This window comes from Pseudomonas sp. EA_65y_Pfl1_P113 (genome assembly GCF_963970525.1).
In the GTDB taxonomy this organism is placed as follows: domain Bacteria; phylum Pseudomonadota; class Gammaproteobacteria; order Pseudomonadales; family Pseudomonadaceae; genus Aquipseudomonas; species Aquipseudomonas tritici.
This window is the reverse complement of the sequence record NZ_CAXAQM010000638.1, coordinates 1-440: the sequence shown is the minus strand read 5'-3', so window position 1 is coordinate 440 and position 440 is coordinate 1. Positions and strand designations below refer to the sequence as shown.

Genomic DNA, 440 nt, shown 5'->3' with positions numbered 1-440 from the left:
CGCTTCGTCCGCTTCCTGGAGGATCAAGGCTACGTCGGTGTCGACGACGGGATCGACGATCTGCCACGGCACCTCGCCGACTATTTCGATGGGATCGATCGCTTGCAACTCGCGCAAGGACCGGCCCAGTCCTATCGATCCGAGGCCGAGCATTTCGCGGCCTGGCTTCGCATTGCGCGACGACAATGGGCCGATATCGATGACACGATCATCGACCAGTACGGCGCGCATGATTGTCGATGTCCGGTCTGGCGCAAGCGAGGCAAGCTTGTTGCCTCGGGCGCGAAGCGGCGGCGGCGAGGCGCTCGGCACTTCGTCGAGTTCTTGCGCGACCGCGGTGTCATCCCTTCAGTCGAACTGGTGTCGGATGACGACCCGCACATGGCGGCATATCTGGCATGGCTCAAGCAACACCGCGGCGCGACCGATGAGACGATCCG

At 63.2% G+C, this 440-nt stretch carries 1 pseudogene; it reads left to right on the top strand.

The window, feature by feature from the left end:
• Positions 1-440, top strand: a pseudogene (locus tag AACY52_RS31495) (integrase); the annotation flags it as partial.